Source organism: Roseateles aquatilis (genome assembly GCF_002205645.1).
Taxonomy (GTDB): domain Bacteria; phylum Pseudomonadota; class Gammaproteobacteria; order Burkholderiales; family Burkholderiaceae_C; genus Roseateles; species Roseateles aquatilis.
On record NZ_NIOF01000013.1, the window covers coordinates 1 to 17,339 of the forward strand.

At 70.0% G+C, this 17,339-nt stretch carries 14 protein-coding genes and 1 tRNA gene; 7 read left to right on the top strand and 8 right to left on the bottom strand.

Annotated elements, in window-relative coordinates:
- Positions 1 to 199: 199 nt before the first annotated feature.
- Together CDN99_RS22030 and CDN99_RS22040 are read left to right on the top strand one after the other, a co-directional pair.
- On the top strand, positions 200 to 1,414 hold the full coding sequence (locus CDN99_RS22030; RefSeq protein ID WP_088387068.1) for an SEL1-like repeat protein: 1,215 nt from the start codon (positions 200 to 202) through the stop codon (positions 1,412 to 1,414).
- A 41-nt stretch (positions 1,415 to 1,455) separates the two neighbouring features.
- Entirely contained in the window at positions 1,456 to 2,790 is a 1,335-nt protein-coding gene (locus tag CDN99_RS22040; RefSeq protein ID WP_141100922.1) for a hypothetical protein, read from the top strand.
- Between the two features lie 153 nt (positions 2,791 to 2,943).
- Here the strand turns inward: CDN99_RS22040 and CDN99_RS22045 are convergent.
- From CDN99_RS22045 to rsmB, 5 genes are all read right to left on the bottom strand, one after another.
- A tRNA-Phe gene (locus CDN99_RS22045) sits at positions 2,944 to 3,019 on the bottom strand.
- 74 nt (positions 3,020 to 3,093) lie between these two features.
- Positions 3,094 to 3,819, bottom strand: coding sequence for a response regulator (locus CDN99_RS22050; protein ID WP_088387071.1), 726 nt, complete (start codon positions 3,817 to 3,819; stop codon positions 3,094 to 3,096).
- A gap of 6 nt (positions 3,820 to 3,825) precedes the next feature.
- The gene (locus CDN99_RS22055; RefSeq protein WP_088387072.1) at positions 3,826 to 6,078 is read right to left on the bottom strand and encodes a sensor histidine kinase; all 2,253 of its coding nucleotides are present in this window, start codon (positions 6,076 to 6,078) and stop codon (positions 3,826 to 3,828) included.
- Positions 6,079 to 6,122: 44 nt separating this feature from the next.
- On the bottom strand, positions 6,123 to 6,737 hold the full coding sequence (locus tag CDN99_RS22060; protein ID WP_238139657.1) for a DUF4390 domain-containing protein: 615 nt from the start codon (positions 6,735 to 6,737) through the stop codon (positions 6,123 to 6,125).
- A gap of 21 nt (positions 6,738 to 6,758) precedes the next feature.
- On the bottom strand, positions 6,759 to 8,141 hold the full coding sequence (gene rsmB / locus CDN99_RS22065; RefSeq protein ID WP_088387073.1) for a 16S rRNA (cytosine(967)-C(5))-methyltransferase RsmB: 1,383 nt from the start codon (positions 8,139 to 8,141) through the stop codon (positions 6,759 to 6,761).
- Between the two features lie 171 nt (positions 8,142 to 8,312).
- Between rsmB and folE the strand changes: the two genes are divergently transcribed.
- The gene (gene folE / locus CDN99_RS22070) at positions 8,313 to 9,029 is read left to right on the top strand and encodes a GTP cyclohydrolase I (RefSeq protein ID WP_088387074.1); all 717 of its coding nucleotides are present in this window, start codon (positions 8,313 to 8,315) and stop codon (positions 9,027 to 9,029) included.
- A gap of 28 nt (positions 9,030 to 9,057) precedes the next feature.
- On the opposite strand, the gene CDN99_RS22075 is transcribed toward folE, so the two are convergent.
- Entirely contained in the window at positions 9,058 to 9,600 is a 543-nt protein-coding gene (locus CDN99_RS22075; RefSeq protein ID WP_088387075.1) for a LemA family protein, read from the bottom strand.
- The gene (gene queC, locus CDN99_RS22080; protein WP_088387076.1) at positions 9,600 to 10,370 is read right to left on the bottom strand and encodes a 7-cyano-7-deazaguanine synthase QueC; all 771 of its coding nucleotides are present in this window, start codon (positions 10,368 to 10,370) and stop codon (positions 9,600 to 9,602) included. Before queC ends, CDN99_RS22075 begins: the two co-directional genes overlap by 1 nt.
- 80 nt (positions 10,371 to 10,450) lie before the next feature.
- On the opposite strand from queC, the gene CDN99_RS22085 reads away from it, so the two are divergent.
- Positions 10,451 to 12,061 (top strand): DUF4139 domain-containing protein, encoded by a 1,611-nt coding sequence (locus CDN99_RS22085; protein WP_088387077.1) that lies wholly within the window; start codon positions 10,451 to 10,453, stop codon positions 12,059 to 12,061.
- Positions 12,062 to 12,194: 133 nt separating this feature from the next.
- Here CDN99_RS22085 and CDN99_RS22090 read toward each other — a convergent pair whose 3' ends face one another.
- Positions 12,195 to 13,463: a glutamate-5-semialdehyde dehydrogenase gene (locus tag CDN99_RS22090; RefSeq protein ID WP_088387078.1), complete on the bottom strand. Its 1,269-nt coding sequence runs from the start codon at positions 13,461 to 13,463 to the stop codon at positions 12,195 to 12,197.
- A gap of 244 nt (positions 13,464 to 13,707) precedes the next feature.
- On the opposite strand from CDN99_RS22090, the gene CDN99_RS22095 reads away from it, so the two are divergent.
- The 3 genes from CDN99_RS22095 to CDN99_RS22105 all read left to right on the top strand — a co-directional run bounded on the left by CDN99_RS22095 (position 13,708) and on the right by CDN99_RS22105 (position 17,219).
- Entirely contained in the window at positions 13,708 to 14,121 is a 414-nt protein-coding gene (locus tag CDN99_RS22095; protein ID WP_088387079.1) for a BlaI/MecI/CopY family transcriptional regulator, read from the top strand.
- The gene (locus tag CDN99_RS22100) at positions 14,114 to 16,528 is read left to right on the top strand and encodes a M56 family metallopeptidase (protein WP_088387080.1); all 2,415 of its coding nucleotides are present in this window, start codon (positions 14,114 to 14,116) and stop codon (positions 16,526 to 16,528) included. Before CDN99_RS22095 ends, CDN99_RS22100 begins: the two co-directional genes overlap by 8 nt.
- Positions 16,529 to 16,598: 70 nt before the next feature.
- On the top strand, positions 16,599 to 17,219 hold the full coding sequence (locus tag CDN99_RS22105) for a LysE family translocator (RefSeq protein ID WP_088387081.1): 621 nt from the start codon (positions 16,599 to 16,601) through the stop codon (positions 17,217 to 17,219).
- The last annotated feature ends 120 nt before the right edge of the window (positions 17,220 to 17,339 follow it).

Below are 17,339 nucleotides of genomic sequence, written 5' to 3' on the forward strand. Positions count from 1 at the left end.
GCGGCGTTCCTCAGCTTGGTCTTGCTCAGCGGTTTGTCGATTGGCATAAATGCTCCGGGGTCGGGTCATGTTATGCCTCGCACACAAAATTCAGGACAGGTCCCGCCGTCCTGCTGCCGCGATCACGGTCCTGATTGCCATCGCGGCCTCGCTTCTCCTGTCCGCCCAGGCCCAACCCGCGGGCGCGGGCTCGGCGCCCTTGGCGGATCCGCTTCCCCCCAGTCCCCTGACGCCCATCCAACTTTGCGACCAGCTCGCGGCGCATCCGGAAGACCCCGAAGCGCATGCCGACGGCGTCGCCGATGCCCAACTGGATGCCGCAGCCGTGGTGGCCGCCTGCGAGGCGGCAGTGAAACTGGACAAGGCCAGCCCCCGCCTCGCCTTTCAACTGGCGCGCGGCTACCTGGCCAGCGATCGGCTGGAAGCGGGCATCGAACGCCTGATCGTCGCTGCCAAGCAAGGCCATGGCGCCGCGCTGGCCTACCTGGCGGACATCCACCTGGATGGCGGTCCAGGCATCGAACCCGACCCGCGCACGGCGTTGGCGCTGTACCAGCGCGCGCTGGAATCCGGCTTCGAGCCGGCCGCCAAGGTGCTGGCCGAGTTCTCGGACTACACCGAGCAGGTGGCCATGGCCGAACGCGAGGAGAAGGAGCTGGACAAAGCCGACGCGCTGCGGGCGGCGGAGGTGGCCAAGCTGCCCAAGCCGGCGCTGAAATCACCCCAGCTGATCGACAACATCATGGCCCGCAAGTACGAGGCCATCACGCTGGACGAGGCCTATGCCAAGAGCTACCTCACCGCGGTGGCGGCCACCATCCAGGAGGAGTGCAACGCCCACTTCACCCCCGCCGAAGTGGCAGGTCTGAAGCAAGACTTCGCCCGCATCCAGCGGGTGCCCGGCCGTCTGATGCCGCGCGGCATGTCCTTCGGCGGAGGCTTCAATCTGGGCCAGGCCGCCAACCAGCTGAAGGAGACCATGCAGATCCGCGACAACCTGCTGCGTGCTCGCGGCAACCCCAGTTCCTACAGCGAGGAAGAGGCCAAGCTGAGCCTGCTGGCGGACGAGATTCCGCTGAGCGGCATGAACGACGGCTTCTTCCTGATTCTCAAGCACGGTTGCGGCAGTCCTGGGCTGGACACGTTCAAGAAAAACGCCTGGACCTTCCTCACCAATGAATGGGCGCCTGATGCTCAGTTCCTGTCGACCTTGGACCAGATGTGCGTGGACTCGGCCAAGAAGGCGGGCCAGCAGGACGTGGGGCGACAGCGGTGCGAATGCCTGGTGAACGCCAATGCCATGAACCCCAAGTCCCAGAAGGTGCGCAAGGACCTGTATGCGGACTACTGGCCGGTGACGCAGCACCTGATGCAGGCCAAGCCAGGGCGCTATAGCGGCTGCGTGGCCGGATGAGCGCCGCCTTGCCACGAGCCACGAGCAACACAGGAACGTCCATGCGCCGCCATGCCTCCTCCTTCGGCTTGACCGCCGGCCCACGATCGCGTTTGACGTCGGGCCTCGCCGCCTCGGTGCTCGTGCTGCTGATGGCCGGCGCGGCCCTGCCGGCGCAAGCCCAGTACGACGCGCGCGCCCAGCAGCAGAGGCAGCAACAGGATGCTGCCCGGCAACAGCAGCAGGAACAGGCGCGCCGCCAGCAGGATGAGATGCGGCGACAGCAGCAGGAGCAGATGCGACAGCAAATGCAGCAACAGCAACGCCAGCAGATGCAGCAGCAGCAACGAGAACAGATGCAGCAGCAACAGCGCGAGCAGGCCCGCCAGCAGCAACAAGAAATGCAGCGCCAGCAGCGGCAACAGCAAGCCGCGCAAGGTCGGCAGCAGGCGCAGGACACGCAGCGGCAAGCGCAGCAGTCTCAACAACAACGCCAGGCGCAGCAGAATGCTGCCGCCCAGCGAGGCAGCTTTGGTGCCAACGCCGGCGCGGATCGCCGCACCTTCTCCAACGGGGTCTCCAAGTCCAACCAGCCGCCCACCACCGCTCAGCTGGCCAAGGGCTACACCGGCAAGCAGACGCCAGACGGCCGCGCGCTGGTGAAGTTCCAGGGCCGCGTTCTCGCCGTGCCCGCCTCCCGCATCGGCGTCAAACCCCGCCAGCCCGCCAACGACGGTGGCGCCCCCTCGGCTTCATCCACCAGTTGGACGACGAAGCAGCGGGCCACCGTGCGGGCGGATGTGCAGAAGCTGGCGGGTTCGCCGCCCGGGGGCGGGGGCTCGGGGAAGGGCGGGTCCGCGGGCGGATCGAATGGTGGACTGTCCAGCACTTTCAACGCCGCGGCCCGCGCGCGCGTGGAAGCCGCACGTGTCGCGCGGATGGGCCAGGGCGCGCAGATGGCCGGGGTGGTGCGGGGTAACTCGCGCGAAGAGAACCTCAAGTACGACACGCCGAAGGCGAGGGAAGAGGGCTGGCGCCCGCCGCACTCCACGGGTTCCAACTTCCGCAGCTACGTGTCGCAGCGGACCGAGCGCTTCGTCCGCGTCTGGCACGAGACGGAGAACAAAAAGGTGGGCGGCTTCATGGTGCGAGAGAAGGAAATCGCGCATCTCGGCAACGACCCCGAGAAGATCCAGGCTCACCTGGGCCTGAAACAGGCGCCCACGCACATCGCCGTACTGGAAGTTCCGCCCAACACCAAGATGCAGATGAGCGTGATCGGGGAGAACTTCGAAAGGAAGCGCGCCGGAGGCTTCCAGTACATCGTGACGGACACGGTGTCCGAGGATTGGTTCAAGAGCACCCGAAAGCTGGAGCCGTCGCCCGTCAAGCATTGAGGGCGAGGGGAGGCGGCCATGGGTTTTGCTGGCGAGCCAGGGCTGGCGCTGCAGCTTTGGATGGCGCTTGCGTGAGCGCCGCGGCCAAAGAAAAAGCCCGGACATGCCGGGCTTGGATCAACGCCAGATGCATTCTGCACCTGGCGAAATTCTTGGTGGCCAAGGGCGGAATCGAACCACCGACACGCGGATTTTCAATCCGCTGCTCTACCAACTGAGCTACTTGGCCGTGAGACTTGGGTCTCGCGCTTCGCTGTCCGTTGGCTAGAGCCGTGCTGAACAACGAAGACCGCGACTATAGCACTAAATTCCAGTGCCGCGCTTGTTCCTTGAAAGATCGACGCCCAGTTGCTTCAACTTGCGGTACAGGTGCGTGCGTTCGAGACCGGTCTTCTCCGCGACGCGGGTCATGGAGCCGTTCTCCTTGGCCAGGTGGAACTCGAAATAGCTCTTCTCGAACGCATCGCGCGCCTCGCGCAGCGGGCGGTCGAGCTCGAACACCTGCTCCGATGCCAGACCTTGATGCGGCATCGGCGCGATCGGCGCCAATCCCGCCGTCGCCATCGGCATCGCGCCCACGGTCATCGGCGGCAGGGACTCCGGACGCGGGTAGGGGTTGGGCATGCCGACGGCCGGCGCGCTCGTCGGCGCGGCCGGGCGCGGTGTGGTTTTCACGAGCGCCTGCTCGACCGCGCGCAGCAGCTTCTGCAGCGTGATCGGCTTCTCCAGGAACGCCATCGCGCCGAACTTGGTCGCCTCGACCGCGGTGTCGATCGTGCCGTGGCCGCTCATCATGATGACCGGCATCGTCAACAGGCCGCTGCTGCCCCACTCCTTGAGCAGCGTCACGCCGTCGACATCAGGCATCCAGATGTCGAGCAGCACGAGGTCCGGGCGCATCCGCTCTCGGGCGGCCCTCGCCTGCTGCGCGTTCTGCGCCAGTTCGATGGTGTGCCCCTCGTCCGAGAGGATTTCGGACAAGAGGGCACGGATGCCCAGTTCGTCGTCAACAACAAGAATGGTTGCCATGTATGCCTACTGTTCACGCGGCCGAGGCGCGTCCTGCGCAGGGCTCGGTGCAGTCGCGAGTTTTGAAAATGATAACGAAACTTGCGCTCCGGTCGGCGGCTGTTCGGGGCCGCCCGACGGATGCAGATTGGTCAGACGGATGCGCGCGCCGTGCTCATCGGCGATTTTCTTCACCACCGCCAGCCCCAACCCTGTCCCCTTGATCTTGGTCGTGACGTAAGGCTCGAAGGCGCGCTTGAGCACGTTCTCCGCGAAGCCGTGGCCGTTGTCGGTGATGACCAGCCGCAACCCGCGCACGTCTCCGGCCTCGTTCAAGGCCTTCTGCGTGCGCACCGTCACCCGGCCGTCGGGCTGTTCGCTGACCGCGTCCAGCGCGTTCTGGACCAGGTTGTGGATGACCTGCCGCAACTGCGGCGCGTCACCCATGATGAAGGGCGGATCGGTGGCCAGATCCGCGCTCAACTGGCCGGCTTCCTGCGCCTCCGCATACAGCGTCAGCACCTCCGCCACCAGCCCGTTGAGGTCGAGCGACGCCAGCTTCGCCGCCGGCAGCCGCGCATAGTCGCGGAACTCATTGACCAGTTGCTTCATCGCCTGCACCTGGTTCACGATCGTGCCGACCGATCGCACCAGCATCGCCTGATCGGTGCCCTCGAGCTTGGACTCCAGCTTGAACTGCAGCCGCTCGGCCGACAGCTGGATGGGCGTCAGCGGGTTCTTGATCTCGTGCGCCAGGCGCCGCGCGACCTCGCTCCAGGCCGCCGACCGCTGCGCCGACACAACCTCGCTGATGTCGTCGAACACCAGCAGCCGCGCCTCCTGCGGTAGCAGCGCGCCGCGCACCAGCAGCGTCAGCGTGCTTTGCTCGGCGAGCTGCAGTTCGAACGAATCCTGCCAATGCTCGCGCTCGCTGGTTTCCGGGCTGCTCTGCATCTCGAAGCGTTGCCAGATGTCCCGCGTGAACGCGGCCAGCACGGGCAGGTCGTCCAGCGGGCGGCCAACATAGGCGGACAGCGGAAGCTTCAGGATGCGCGTCGCGCCCGGGTTGACGGTCTCGATGCGGCGATCGGCGTCGAACACGATCACGCCGGCGGTCAGGTTGTCGAGGATCGTCTGGACATGCGTTCGCGCGCTTTCCAGCTGCATGACGCTGAGCTCCACTTGTCCACGCGCGTCGGCCAGTTGCTGCGTCATGTCCGCGAACGAGCGCGTCAGGCCGCCGAGCTCGTCGCGAGAGCGGAATACCGGCTTGGTCTTGAGGTCACCCTGCGCCACCTCGCGCATGCCTTCCGCCAGCAGCAGCAGCGGCTGCACCAGCTGGTTGGACAGCGCCACCGCCAGCAGCAGCGCCGCGAACACCGCCAGGATCAGCACCAGCGTCAGGGTGCCGAGGTACATCCGCCGCAGCCCGTCGCGCAGCAGCGAGCGCTGCAGGTACTCCTGGCTGGCTGTCGAGACATTCAGCGCGTTGCTCACCACCTTGCCGGAGATCTGCTTGACCACCATCAGGTAACGATCGCTGTTGGTCAGCTGCAGCGCGTTGCTGGGCAGCAGCGCCAGCGCGCGAATGCGTGCCTCGCCCAGGACCGCCTGCTGCTCGTCCTCCAGCCCCTCCAGCCGGGAGGCGACGCCGTTGGCGCGGGCCTGCGACAGCAGCGCGGTGCCCGGGCGTTCGGGCAGATCGCCGGTTTCGCCGCCGGCCGACAGCAGCACCTGGCCGTTGGGACCGATCAGCGCGACGCTGCGCGCCGCCATCTGATCGCGCAGCCGCTCCAGCGCCAGGGGCGCGAGGGCGCCATCCTCCCAGCGCTCGGCGGCCGCGCGGGTGCGGGCGGTCAGTTCGGATCGCAGGTTCTCCAGCGTGTCCTGGCCCAACGCGAGGCCCGCCTCCAGCGCACTGGCCAGGCGTTGATCGAACAGGCTCTCGATGCTGCGATTCACGAATTGGTACGAGACCGTGTAGATCAGCAGCCCGGGCACGACGCCGACGATGGCGAAGATGCCGGCCAGCTTCAGCAGCAGGCGGCTACCGAAGCGGCCGCGCTTGACGCGCAGCGCCAGCCGCGTGCCGGCGACGCCGATCACGACGATGAGGGCGGTCGCGACCGCGACGTTGACCCAGAACAGCCAGAGGTAGTGGCGCTCCAGGAAGCCGCGCTGCGCCGTGGTGCTGATCGACAGCAGGAAGACCAGCATGCCGCCGGCCCCCGCGATCGCGGCCACGGAGATCAACCACGCCAGGCGTGCCGACTTGGTCACGGGTCAGGATCCTTGCACGGTAGGCGGAGAGCGGCGTGCCACGGTCAGGGCTGCGGCTTGTTCGGCGGAGGGGACGGGGCGGCTTCGAGATTCAGCGTCAAGTTGCGCTCGACCGAGAGCGTCCAGCCATGGTTGCCGCCCAGGCCGATCTGCATCGGGCGGGGCAGTTGGGTGGTGTCCAACTTGTAGCTGAACTCCAGGTAATAGCGGCCATCGTCCTCGATCTCCTTGGAGTCCGCCACGCGCCATCCGGACACACCGCGCAACGAGGCGATCGCCTCGCCCAGCGTGTCGAAGCTTTGATGCAGCCCGCCCGTGCTGACACGGTACTGGCGGGTCAGGGGTTGCCAGGTGAGGCGCCAGGTGCGGCTGGCGGTGGCGATGCGCGCGTCGCGCCAGTACCAGCGGCTGCGCAAGACCTGGACATCGGCGACGAAGTAGACCGCGACGCCCTTGAGCAGCGCCTCTTCGGCCGGCTTCGGCAGCTCGAAGCGGGTGCTGAAGCTGACCGCCAGGCCGTCCTCGGCGCGCTCGGCGTTCAGCAGTTGCAGTGCGACGCCCTGGGCCAGCGCCCAGCCGTGCAGCACCAGCAGCGCGCCGACCAGGGTCAGGCGCTGCCACCAGGAACGCAGCGAAACGGGACGATGGGGGCGGCTCACGCGCGGGCGGGTATTCTGGGCTCAGGCTCGGGACTTGTGCAGCAGTGCGTAATAGAAGCCGTCGGTGACGGCCGTCACGCCCTGATGCAGGTCGTCGTTCGAGGCATTGTCGGCCAGCGGCAGCAGATGCCCGGCACCCCGGGCGAACTCTCGTGACCGGGCATTGCCATGGCGTTGCAAAAATGCGTCGGTCTGATCCTGTCCTTCGGCCTTGAAGACGGAGCAGGTCGCGTAGAGCAGCCGGCCTCCCGGTTTGAGCAGGGGCCACAACGCGTCCAGCAATTGCGCCTGGGTCTGGGCCAGCGATGCGATGTCGGTGGCGCGGCGCAGCCAGCGTACATCCGGATGGCGCCGCACGATGCCCGAGGCGCTGCAGGGCGCGTCCAGCAGGATCGCGTCGAACGGCCGGCCATCCCACCACGCGGCGGTGTCGCGGGCATCCGCGGCGCGCACGTCGCCGTCCAGGCCGAGGCGTTGCAGGTTCTGGCGGACACGATCGAGGCGCTGCGCATCGGCGTCCAATGCCAGCAGATCGAGAGCGTTGCCGGCGAGTTCCTGCAGGTGCGCGGTCTTGCCCCCGGGCGCGGCACAGGCGTCCAGCACCCGGGCGCCGGCGCCGAGCACCGGCCAGTCCTCGTCAGGGGTCAGGTCTTGCGGGCGATGCTGACCGAGCAGCAACGGCGCCGCCAGTTGGGCCGACGCGTCCTGTACCGAGGCATGCCCTTCGCCGAAGCCCGGCAGGGCCTGGACCGGCCGCGGCTCGTCCAGCACCAGCGCCTGGGGGAACAGATCGCCGGCCGCGCGGGCGTCGATGTCGACCTCGCGGAGCCTGCGTAGGTAGTCCACGGTGTCGCCGTGAGCCGGACTGACGCGCAAGGTCATCGGTGGCCGCTGCTGGTTGGCGCGGAGCAGGTCTTGCCATCGATCCGGCCAGTCCGCGCGCAGGCGGTCCTGCCACCAGCGCGGGTGATTGAACTCGGCGACCGGGTCGTCGCGGAGCGCGGCCACCAGCGCGTCGCGCTCGCGCAGAAAGCGGCGCAGCACCGCGTTCACGAAGCCGGCGCTGTTCGGCGCGCGTTGGCGCACCGCGTGCACGGCCTGGTCGACGAGGGTGTGCTCGGCGTAGGCGGTCTCGCCGGGCCATAGCAGCGCCAGCGCCGTGATGAGCAGCGCGTCGACGCGTGGCGGCGGATTCTTCGGGGCGAGCTTCGCGCGCAGGGCCTGCGCCGCGCCCAGGCGGCGCAGCACGGTGAAGCTGAGCGCCTGCGCGCCGGGGCGCAGATCGGCCGGGCAGCGGGACAACCAGTCGGTCAGCGATTGGCCGTCGCGCACGGCCTGCACGGCGTCGGCGGCGTGCGCCAGCAGCCGGTGCAGCGGCGGGGAGGAGTTCGGGACGGAAGACACCGGCGGAGTTTAAGGGCGCCGTCCGCGGCGTCCGTTCGGCAGGCGATGCGGCGATGACGGTAGGACAGCCTTGCTTTCGCAATGATTTGCCGATGCAACGACAATCGCCGCCATTGCGTTCCTGACGCCAACCCGCATTCGGGGCCCGCGAGGGTCCGGACCCCTTCATCCATGACAGGCACCCTCATCCTGAACGCCGAGGAACTGGCCGCGCTGCCGGCCTCGGAGCGCATCCGCTACCGGCTGGTCCAGGCCGGCCAGCGTTATCACGCCAACGACAACATCTCCGGTTTCGTCCAGGACGGTGAGCTGGAGCAATTGCAGGCCGAGGTCCAGGCCCGCATGCAGGAGGTGCTGCAGGCACTGGTGATCGACACCCAGAGCGATCACAACACGCAGGACACGGCCAAGCGCGTCGCCAAGATGTTCGTGCGCGAGGTCTTCGCGGGGCGTTACGCGGCGGCGCCGGCAGTGACCGAATTCCCCAACGCGGAGCGGCTCAACGAGCTCATGATCGTCGGCCCGATCACGGTGCGCAGCGCCTGCTCGCACCACCTGTGCCCGATCATCGGCAAGGTCTGGATCGGCCTGCTGCCCAACGAGCATTCCAACCTGATCGGCCTGTCCAAGTACGTCCGCCTGACCGAGTGGATCATGAGCCGCCCGCAGATCCAGGAAGAGGCGGTGATCATGCTGGCCAACGAGCTGCAGGACCGCGTCAAGCCCGACGGCCTGGCCATCGTCATGGACGCGGACCACTTCTGCATGCACTGGCGCGGCGTCAAGGACATGGACTCCACGATGACCAACAGCGTCATGCGCGGCTCCTTCCTCAAGGACGCGACGCTGCGCGCGGAGTTCCTGGCGCTGATGCGCAAGAAGGGCTGAGGGCCGGGCCTTCGGCCGTCCGCCGGCCTTACAGGCTCCTGGCCTCGCTGAACCCCACGAAGCTCATCAGCACCCGGGTCGGGAACTGACGCACTGCTGCGTTGTAAGCGGTGACCGCCTGGTTGAAGACCTGGCGCGAGAACGCTCGCTGGCGTTCGATCAGCTTGAGCTCGTCGACGGCGGCGCTCAATTCCGGATCGGCATTGAGCTCGGCCTGGTGCTCCACCAGCGACACCAGCCGCGTCAGCGCCGCGCCGTGCACCGCCGCGGCGACCGCCAGTTGCGCCACCGGATCGGCCGCGTAGGGCCGCGCGCGCACCGCCTGGGTCGCCGCCTTCGCGTCCGCCTGCGTGGCGGCCAGCGCGTCCAGGCTGGCCTGCTCGCTGGGCAGGCGCTCGCGCAGCCGCTCCAGCAGCAGATCGCCATGCGCGAAGCGGCGCGTCAACGCGTCGTCCAGTTGCGCGAAGGCCTTGGCGATCTCGTTGCGCAGCTGCATCACGCGGTTGTAGGCGCCGATGCTCCAGAACAGCAGCACCGCGCCCAGTCCCCACAACCACCAGTTCCAGTGCATCACGCGCCCACCGGCGCCGCGGCTCCGCTGGCCCTGGCTTGCTGGAACTCGCGCCAGCCCTTGGCCCGCAGCTCGCAGGCGGGGCAGTGGCCGCAGCCCCAGCCCCAGTCGTGACGCGTCTGGCGCTCGCCGAGGTAGCAGGTGTGCGTGTGCTCGACGATCAGCGCGTTCATCGCTTCGCCGCCCAGGGTCTCGGTCAAGGCCCAGGTCTGCGCCTTGGTCAGGAACATCAGCGGCGTCTCCAGCGTCATCGGCGCGTCCAGCCCCAGGCTCAACGCCACCTGCAGCGCCTTGAGCGTGTTGTCGCGGCAATCGGGGTAGCCGGAGAAATCGGTCTCGCACATGCCGCCCACCAGCACCGAGGCGCCGCGCCGGTAGGCCAGCGTCGCCGCGAAGGTCAGGAACAGCAGGTTGCGGCCCGGCACGAAGGTGTTGGGCAGGCCGTTGGCCTGCAGCTCGATCGCGCGCTCCTGCGTCAGCGCGGTGTCGGAGATCTGGCCCAGCAGGCTCAGGTCCAGCAGGTGATCGGCGCCCAGCTTGGGCGCCCAGTGCGGGAAGCGCGTGACGATCTGGTCGCGCACGACCTGGCGGCAGTCCAGCTCCACGCGGTGGCGCTGGCCGTAGTCGAAGCCCAGCGTCTCCACCTCGGCGAAGCGGTCCAACGCCCAGGCCAGGCAGGCGGTCGAATCCTGGCCGCCGGAGAACAGCACCAGCGCCTTGCGGCGCGAGGCGTGGACGGCGGGAATGGGCGAAGCGGCGGCGTTGGACATGAGGTCGACATCAGCGGAAACGGCAGGTCGGAAGTGTGCCAGCACCGTGATAGCGTCGCCGACCTGAAGGAGGAAAAGCAATGCAACGACTGTTCACGACACTCGCCATCGCGGCCGCCACGACGGCCGTCACCGGCCCGGCCGCGGCCGCCACGGGGGCCGCCGCCGGCGCGCCGACGGCGGGCTCGTCCACCATCTCCCAGGTGCTGCTCTATCCCGGCGGCGCGCAGGTGGACCGCGCGCAGCGGGTGCCGGCCGGCGCGACGCAGGCCCGCTTCACCTGCCTGCCGGCGGAGCTGGAGCGCGACGCGCTGCAAGTGCGCGCGCCCGCCGGCATGAACCTGGGCGAGCTCAAGATCGAACGCGTCGCCCGCGATACCCTGCCCGAATGTCGCCAGCGCGATGCGCGCCTGCGCGAGGTCGAGCAGCAGCGCGCCGGCGTCGAGGCCGACATCGCCGGCGTCGACGCGGCGCTGGCCTACCTGAAGGGCCTGTCGGATCGCGAGGCGCGCCCCGGTCCGGCCTTGGCCGCGAGCCTGGACACCCTGCGCCGCAACGCGCAAGAACTGACCCTGCGGCGCCAGGCGCTGCGGGAGCGCTTCAACGACCTGGGCAACGAGCTGGCGGCCGCCAAGGCTGCCGCGCCGACGGCGTCGAGCCACGTGTCGGTGGTGACGCTGCGCCTGTCCACGAGCGAGGGCGGCGAGCTCGGCCTGTCCTACCGCCTGAGCGGCGCCGGCTGGCAGCCGCAGTACCGCGCGCGCCTGGACACGGCCAGCGGCGCGCTGTCGATCGAGCGTCTGGCGCAGATCGCGCAGACCAGCGGCGAGGACTGGACCGACGTCAAGCTCAAGCTGTCGACGGTGCGCCCCCGCCAGGCGGCGGGGCTCGATCCGCTGCAGCCGTGGACCTTGTCGCTGGAGCGGCCCGAGCCGGTGGCGCAGCGCGTGCGCATGGCCGTGATGCCGGCGCCCGCGATGCTGGCCGCGCCCGCGAAGGACCTGAGCGAGGTGCGGGTCACCGGCTCCGTCGTCACCGCGGTGACGAGCTTCGACCCGAGCGTCTTCGAAGGCGAGTTCGGCGCCGAGTACGACCTGCCCCAGCGCGTCACGCTGCGCGCGGACGGCGCGATGTCCACGGTCAGCCTCGGGGTCATGTCGGCGACCGCGCGCGTGCTGGCGCGCGTGCAGCCGCGCATCGAGCCGGCCGCCTACCTGGTGGCGGAGCTGCCGCGCCCGCAGGGCTCCTGGCCGATGGGGGCGGTGCAACTGTTCCGCGATAACGCGCTGATCGGACAAGTGCCGTTGCAGTTCGGCGGCGAGGCGACGTGGACGTTGCCCTTCGGCGTCGACGACCGCCTGCGGGTGCGCGTCGAGCCGGACAAGCGCGAGGGCGCCAACACCGGCCTGATCGGCTCGCGGCGCGAGCTGGTCGTGACGCGCCAGTGGCAGGTGGAGAACCTGCGCGGCCGGCCGGTCACGTTGCAGGTGCTGGAGCCCGCGCCCGTGCCGGAGCACGAGGACATCCGCGTGCAGACGCAGTTCACGCCGCCGGTCACGAAGGCCGATTGGCACGATCAGCGCGGCATCCAGTCGTGGGAGCTGCCGCTGGCGCCGAACCAGACGCAGCGCTTCCAGGCGGTCTACCGGATCAGCGTGCCGAAGGACGCCTACGTGTCCAACCTGCCCTGAGCAACGAGCAACGAGCAACGAGCCTTCAGCGCCGGGCGTCATGCCCGGCGCTGAAGGCTCGTGCTCGGCGGCCCGATGCCGTGCGTCGTGCTTCCGGACAAGGGCTCGGGGCGCCCGGCGCGGGGCGGACGGATCAGCGCCTGATCTCGCCCTGCCCCAGCACCACCCACTTCATCGACGTCAGCCCCTCCAGCCCGACCGGGCCGCGGGCGTGGAACTTGTCGGTAGAGATGCCGATCTCAGCGCCCAGGCCGTACTCGAAGCCGTCGGCGAAGCGCGTGCTGGCGTTGACCATCACGCTGGCCGAATCGACCTCGCGCAGGAAGCGCATCGCGTGGACGTGGTTCGTCGTCAGGATCGCGTCGGTGTGATGCGAGCCGTGGCGGTTGATGTGGGCGATGGCCTCGTCCAGGTCGTCCACCACCTTGATGCTGATGATCGGGGCCAGGTACTCGGTGTCCCAGTCCTCGGGCGTGGCGGGCTTGAGCAGATCGCGCGGCACCGCATCCAGCAGCGCGAGCGCGCGCTCGCAGCCGCGCATCTCGACGCCCTTGGCCGCGAACACCATGCCGATGCGGGGCAGGAAGTCCGCCGCCCGCGCCGCGTGGACCAGCAGCGACTCGGTCGCGTTGCAGGGGCTGTACTTCTGCGTCTTGGCGTTGTCCACGACCGCCACCGCCAGGTCCAGGTCGACCTCGGCGTCGACGTAGCTGTGGCAGTTGCCGTCCAGGTGCTTGATGACCGGCACGCGGGCCTCGCGGCTGATGCGCTCGATCAGCCCCTTGCCGCCGCGCGGGATGATGACGTCGACGAAGGCCGGCATCGCGATCAGCAGGCCGACCGCGGCGCGGTCGGTGGTGTTGATCAACTGCACGGCGTCGCGCGGCAGGCCGGCTTCCTCCAGGCTGTCGCCCACCAGCGCGGCCAGCGCCAGGTTGCTGTGCAGCGCCTCGGAGCCGCCGCGCAGGATGCAGGCGTTGCCGCTCTTGATGGCCAGCGACGCGGCCTCGATGGTCACGTTCGGGCGGCTCTCGTAGATCATGCCGAACACGCCCAGCGGCACGCGCATGTGGCCGACGCCGATGCCGGTCGGGCGGCGCTTCACGCCGGTGATCTCGCCGATCGGGTCGGGCATCGCGGCGATCTGCTTGCAGCCCTCGGCCACCGTGGCCAGGATCTTGTCGTTCAGCTTGAGCCGGTCCAGCAGCGGCGCATCCAGCTCGCGGGCGCCGGCCAGGTCGCGCGCGTTGGCCTCGGCCAGCGCCGGGCCGGCCTCGCGCAGGCGGCGGGCCAGCGCCTGCAGGGCGTGGTCCTTGGCGGCGGTCGGCGCGGCGGCCATCAGCGTGGCGGCACGGCGGGCAGCCTCGCCGACGCCGGTCATGTAGGCGGCTAGATCGGTCATGCCGGGATTCTGACCGATGCCCCGTCGCCAGCCCGCCGCGGGGCCGACGGCCGTGGCGGCGCAGCCATCGCAAGGCGCAAGGCCTGCCTTCGCCGCGGCCTCCGGGTTTGTCCCTGGTATCCGCTGCTTGCCTCGCCCGGCGTTCATCTTCTACAGTCGTAGTACGACATGTGTAGAGCACACGTGGCGACGGACACGGCCGGAATGATCCGGCGAGCGCGCCGCGCCGGATGGGGAGCAGGACATGGATGAATCGATCGATACCGCGGATGCCAAGGGCGATGTGTCCCTGAGCGAGCTCCAGCTGGCGCTGATGCGCGTGCTGTGGGAGCGCGGCCACGCCAGCACCGCGGAGGTGGCCGAGGCGCTGCGCGACCAGCAGCGTCCGTTGGCCCACACGACGGTGGCGACGCTGCTGACGCGGCTGGAAAAGCGCGGCCTGATCGTCAGCGAGCGCGATGGTCGCGCGCTGGTCTACCGCCCCGCGGTGAGCGAGCCGCAGGTGCAGCGCTCGATGGTGTCCGGGCTGCTGAGCACGCTCTTCGGCGGCCGGCCCGAGGCGCTGCTGAGCCATCTGGTGGAGGAGGGCGAGCTCGGCGACGACGACCTCGCCAGGATGCGCGCGATGCTGCAGAAGAAGGGGGGCCGCCATGCTTGAAGCGCTCACCGGTTGGTTGTTGAACTACCTCGTCCACAGCACCGTGCTGCTGGGCGGCGTGTGGGCGCTGGAGCGCCTGGGCGTGCTGCGGCAGCCCGTCTGGCGCGAGGCCTTCTGGCGCTGCGCCTTCTTCGGCGCGGTGGTGACGGCCAGCGCCCAGCCGCTGCTGCAGGGCCAGCGCATCGAGCTGCCGGGCAGTTGGAACGATGTCGCCGTCGCGGCGGCGCCGACCACGGCGGAAAGCGTCGACGCCGACATGGCCGATCCGAGCGGGGCCGCGGCGCCCGTGCCGATGCCCAGGCCGGAGCCCTCACCCACGCCGGCGCCGGTGGTGAACTCGGTCCCGACGCGCGCTCCGGTCGTGGGGGCTGCCGATGCCCAGCGCGACGGGTCCACCGACGGTCTCCGTGTCGCCGCCGATCGGCCGCTCGGTGCTGGATTCGTCGCGGCCTTGGGCCACAGCGGGGAACTGCGCGACGCCGTGGCGGCGTTCGTGCTGGCGTGGCCGATCGTGGCGCTGCTGGGCCTGGCATCGACGCTGGTGCGCTGGCTGGCGCTGCGCCGTCAGGTGCGGGCGCTGCCGTTGGCCGACGACCATGAGCTGCGCCAGGCCGCCTTCGAGCTGGCGCAGCGCGCCGGCGTGCCGGTGCCGACGCTGCGCGCCACGCCCCACTGGCCGAGCCCGCTGGTGGCGCCCGGCGCGCAGATTTGCCTGCCGGCGCGGCTGATGCGCACGCTCGATCCGGGTCAGCGCGTCGCCGTGCTGGCGCACGAGATCGCCCACCTGCGGCGGCGTGACCTGGCCTGGCGCCTGGGCGCGCGGCTGGTGGCGCAGTTGGGCTGGTTGCAGCCGCTGAACCGGCTGGCGCTGCGCCGCCTGGACCTGCTCGCCGAACTGGCCTGCGACGCCTGGGCCGCGAGCGAGGCCGGTCCGGTGCCGCTGGCTGAAAGTCTCTACGTCTGCGCGCGTGACCGTGCCGATGTCCCTGCGCGCCGCGTCGGCCGGTGGCGGCGCGCGCCCGGTGCCATGCCGGCACTGGCCAGCGCGATGGCCGCCGCCCGTTCCCCGTTGATGCAGCGCATGCAGGCGCTGCTGGAGGAGTCCCCGATGACCGATGCCCCCACTTCCGCCCGGCGCCGTGCCGGACGCTGGCTGCTCGCCGGCGGTCTGTGCGCGCTGGCGCTCGCCGTGCCCATGATCGTGATCGGCAAGGCGCCGCGCATCAGCCTGGACATCGGCGATGCCGTGTCGCGCCTGGCCAGTACCGGCAAGGTGACGCGCCAGGTCAGCATCAGCGGCGGTCACGAGCTGCGCGTCACCTATGGCGGCGATCTCGTCTTCAACGAGGACGACACCGACATCGTGTCGCTCGACGACAAGCTGGTGATCTGGGAGCGCATCGACGGCGTGACCCGCAAGGTCGAGTTCCGCGCCGCGGGCCAGGGCGCCGTGACCCGCCAGTACTGGATCGACGACGACGCCAGGCCGATCGACGACACCGCCCGGCAATGGATCGCCGAGCAGGTGTCGAGGGTGGCCGAGACCGCCCAGGGCAGCGAGAAGCGGGCGCGCCGGCTGCTGGAGCGGGGCGGCGTCGATGCGGTGCTGGCTGATGTCGCCAAGGCGCCGGAGCCGATGATCCGCCGCAGCCGCATCGAGGGGCTGCTCGCCACCGGCCGGCAGCCGGACGACACCATGATGCGGCTGATCGCCCTGACCGACGACATGGGCGACGAGTTCCAGCGCCGCAACGCGCTCACCTCGCTGATCGAGCACCAGGCACTGACGCCGGCGCAGCAGCGCGCGGTGCTGGAGGCGGTCGGCAAGCTGAGCGTCGATTTCGATCGGCGCGAGGTGCTGGTGGCGATGTCGCCCAAGCTCTCGGAAGACGCCGCGGTGATGGCCGCGTGGCGGCAGGCCGTGCAAGGCATCGGCGGCGACTTCGAGAAGCGCATGGCGATCGTCTCGCTGCTGGAGGACGGCGCGTCCAGGAACGCGGCGGGCCGGGTCGACACGGCGCTGGCGGCGAGCCTGCTCGTGCAGGGCGACTTCGAGCGCCGCACCGTGCTGGAGTCGGTCAGCCGCCAGTTGCACGGCGGCGTCGCCGCGCACGCGGCGCGTTACGCCGACGCGGCCAGGACCATGTCCAGCGACTTCGAGCGCCGCACCGCGTTGACCGCGCTGATGGACGAGGCCCAGGTCGATCGGGAGGTCGCGCTGCAGGTGCTGCGCGGCATGGACGGCATGAGCGCCGGTTTCGACCGCGCCGAGCTGCTGATGTCGCTCGCCGGGCACATGCCCGCGGACGCCGCGTTGATCGCGCAATACCGCCAGGCCGCGCGCGGCCTGAGCGCGCACGATCGCGGCCGCGTCGAGGCGGCGATCGATCACCTGACGCCGTCCTGATCCCGGCAGGCGACGACCGGCGCGACAGCCAGCGTGACGGCCGGCGGCGCCGGGGCCAGAATGCCGCCTCATGGCACTGCACACCTGGACCCTCTACCTGCTCACCGTCATCGGCCTGTCGCTGACGCCCGGCCCCAACAGCCTGCTGGTGCTGGCGCACGGGGCCGCGCACGGCAGCCGCCGCACCTTGTGGACCATCGGGGGCGGCGCGCTCGGCTTCGCGGCGCTGATCGGGCTGTCGATGCTGGGCATCGGCGCCTTGCTGCAGACGACCGCCAGCGCGTTGCTGGTGCTGAAGGTCGTCGGCGGCGCCTACCTGATCTGGCTGGGCGTGCAGCTGTGGCGCTCGCCCGCCATCCAGTTGCGGCCGGCCGCCGCGGGGACGGCCGGAGGGCGTGTCAACGGGGTGTCGCTGTTCCGCCAGGGCCTGCTCTCGGCCGTCTCCAATCCGAAGGTGCTGCTGTTCTACGGCGCCTTCCTGCCGCAGTTCATCGATCCGCGGCGGGACTTGCTGCTGCAATTCGTCCAGCTCGCGGCGACCTTCGTGCTGATCGAGGCGGTCGTGGAGTTCCTGATCGCCAGCCTCGCGCACCGCGTGCGCCCGTGGCTGGAGCGCTCCGGTCGCGGCTTCAACCGCGTGTGCGGCACGCTCTTCGCGATGATGGGCGCGGCGCTGCCGCTGACCCGCTGACCCGCTTGCTCCGCGCAATGCAAGACGGGCACCTCGCGGTGCCCGTCTTGCATTGCTCACGCGGTCGCGCGGTCGACCGGGCCTGGACCCGACGATCCGCGCGGGCCCGGCATGACGCCG